Annotated in this window: 3 protein-coding genes; all 3 read right to left on the bottom strand. The window is 58.4% G+C overall.

Going from position 1 to position 2,377, the window contains the following annotated elements; translation table 11 throughout:
* Window positions 1-30 precede the first annotated feature (30 nt).
* Complete coding sequence (locus BJQ17_RS29445; RefSeq protein WP_060479362.1) at window positions 31-1,566, bottom strand: IS66 family transposase; 1,536 nt, start codon at window positions 1,564-1,566, stop codon at window positions 31-33.
* 61 nt (window positions 1,567-1,627) lie between these two features.
* Window positions 1,628-1,963 (bottom strand): IS66 family insertion sequence element accessory protein TnpB, encoded by a 336-nt coding sequence (gene tnpB / locus BJQ17_RS32360; RefSeq protein WP_020190109.1) that lies wholly within the window; start codon window positions 1,961-1,963, stop codon window positions 1,628-1,630.
* On the bottom strand, window positions 1,960-2,277 hold the full coding sequence (locus BJQ17_RS29455; protein ID WP_060479360.1) for a transposase: 318 nt from the start codon (window positions 2,275-2,277) through the stop codon (window positions 1,960-1,962). Before BJQ17_RS29455 ends, tnpB begins: the two co-directional genes overlap by 4 nt.
* Window positions 2,278-2,377 lie beyond the last annotated feature (100 nt).

Consider the following 2,377-nt stretch of genomic DNA (forward strand, 5'->3'; position numbering starts at 1 on the left):
TAAGCGACCCGCGAACACACCTTGCGCTCGTTAAGCAGGCGTCCACTGATGCGGCAACAAGGCCTCGATCTCGCTCGCCCGTTGAGTAGGCAGTCGTGTCAGCACGTCCTTGAGGTAGGCATACGGATCGTGTCCATTCATGCGCGCGGACTGAATCAGGCTCATGATCGCCGCCGCACGCTTGCCACTGCGCAGAGACCCGGCAAACAACCAATTGGCACGTCCAAGTGCCCACGGTCGTATTTGGTTCTCGACGTGGTTGTTATCGATGGGCAAGGCGCCGTCGTCCAGGTAGCGCGTCAGTGCTACCCAGCGTTTCAAGCTGTAATCGAGAGCCTTGGCGATGGCCGAGCCTTCTGGCACCAGCTCGCGCTGGGTCAGCATCCAGTCATGCAGTTTTTCAGCGATGGGAACCGCATCCCGCTGACGTATTCGTCGGCGGTCTTCTTCGCTCATGTCCTTGGCCTGTCGTTCGACCTCGTAGAGCGCACCAATCGTTAGAAGCGCCTGCTCGGCCAACTGACTCTTGTTCGCCGCATGCAAGTCAAAGAACTTGCGGCGCGCATGGGCCATGCAGCCAACCTCGACGATGCCTTGTTCGAAACTGGCCTTGTAGCCGGCAAAGTCATCGCACACCAACTTGCCGCGCCAGTCGCCGAGGAAGTTACGCGCATGCTCGCCGGCACGGCTCGGGCTGAAGTCGTAGACCACGGATTTCAGCTCTGCGTAAGTAGTGCTGCTATAGGCCCACACATAACTTCGATGGGTTTTCTTTTCACCCGGTGCCAGCATCTGAACCGGTGTTTCATCGGCATGGATGACCGGTTGCGCCAGCACCGCTTCACGCAGTGCATCGACCAATGGTTGAAGCTGAACACCTGTTTGCCCAACCCAGCGGGCCAGTGTCGAACGGGGAATGGCCAAGCCGGCGCGGCCAAAGATCTTTTCCTGCCGGTACAGTGGCAGATGGTCAGCGAACTTGGCCACCATCACATGGGCCAACAGGCCTGCGGTGGGCATGCCTTTGTCGATGACTTGTGCCGGAACCGGTGCCTGGATCAGGGTTTCGCAAGCTCGGCAGGCCCATTTGCCACGTACATGCTGCTCGACCGTGAATACACCTGGCGTGTAATCAAGCTTTTCGCTGACATCTTCACCGATGCGTTGAAGCGCGCAGCCACACGCGCATTGGGTGTTGTCGGGTTCATGGCGGATAACCGTACGCGGAAGCTGTGCTGGCAGTGGTGCGCGCTTGGGCTTCTGGCTTGGCTCTTTTGGGGCCGGGTCGGGATGAAGTGCGTTCAGCTCAGCTTCGATTGCCTCAAGGTCGACGTTGAGCAAATCATCGAGCAGACGGCCTTGCTCTGGGCTGATTTGTTCGCTGCGCTTGGCGTACTTATGGCGTTTGAGAACGGCAATCTCGTGCGTGAGTTGCTCGATGATGATTTTGTCGTTCTGGATCTTGCGACTCATCGCCTCGACTTGAGACTGCAATGTCAGCGTCTGCTCAAGCAGCGCACGCAGCTCTGCTGGAGTCAGTTGGTCGAGGTCGGGTAAGGAAGTCATGCCGCCAATTGTGCCAGAGCACCGCACTGGCGGCGATTGGCGGTTATGCCAATGGCAAGCACTAAAGCCGTGTAATGGTGCTGTTGGCCCCCATGCGTTGCCAAGGTAACCCCACGATGAGCGCCTGAAGTTGCTCTCTGTCCAGTTCCACTTGAGCGCCGTGACGAATGCCCGGCCAGTGGAATTTGCCCTGGTTGAGTCGGCGTGCTGCCAGCCACACGCCAACGCCGTCATGTACCAGCACCTTTATCCGGTTGGCGCGACGGTTGGCGAAGAGATAAGCGCAGTGCGGCTTCGCCGCACCGAAGACCGCGACAACACGGGCCAAGGCCGTTTCGGTGCCGGCGCGCATGTCCATGGGCTCGGTGGCCAGCCAGATGGTATCGATACGGATCATTTGACGAGGCCGCGAATGAAGCGGGCGCAGCCATCGGGATCGACAGTGGGCCAGGTCACTGTGAGTGTGTGTTGTTTGAACGGAATTTCGATATGCGCCAACGTTGGTTGCGCAGATTCAGGCTTCATCGTCAGCGGCACGAATGCAGGTAACGCGTCAGGTTGGCGGTCACGATAGAGCGGAATCCATTTGCGCACCAGGTTGGCATTGATGCCATGGCGCAGCGCGATGCTGGCTATCGACACGTCAGGTTGAAGACATTCCTGGACGACTTGGGCTTTGAACAGTTTTGGATAAGAGGTGCGCTGGCGCATGGTGATCCTTGCGATAAGGGCGATGGTGTCCACGTATTTTTAGGTGGACACCATCGCCCTTAATGCTGGGATTCTGAAGGTGTGTTGGCTGGCCGCTTAC

This window comes from Pseudomonas sp. NBRC 111139 (genome assembly GCF_001753955.1).
Lineage (GTDB): Bacteria > Pseudomonadota > Gammaproteobacteria > Pseudomonadales > Pseudomonadaceae > Aquipseudomonas > Aquipseudomonas alloputida.

Excerpts from the sequence above, each read along its gene's own strand:
- BJQ17_RS29455 (WP_060479360.1), bottom strand. The coding sequence starts at position 2,277 with ATGCGCCAGCGCACCTCTTATCCAAAACTGTTCAAAGCCCAAGTCGTC.
- tnpB (WP_020190109.1), bottom strand. The coding sequence starts at position 1,963 with ATGATCCGTATCGATACCATCTGGCTGGCCACCGAGCCCATGGACATG.
- BJQ17_RS29445 (WP_060479362.1), bottom strand. The coding sequence starts at position 1,566 with ATGACTTCCTTACCCGACCTCGACCAACTGACTCCAGCAGAGCTGCGT.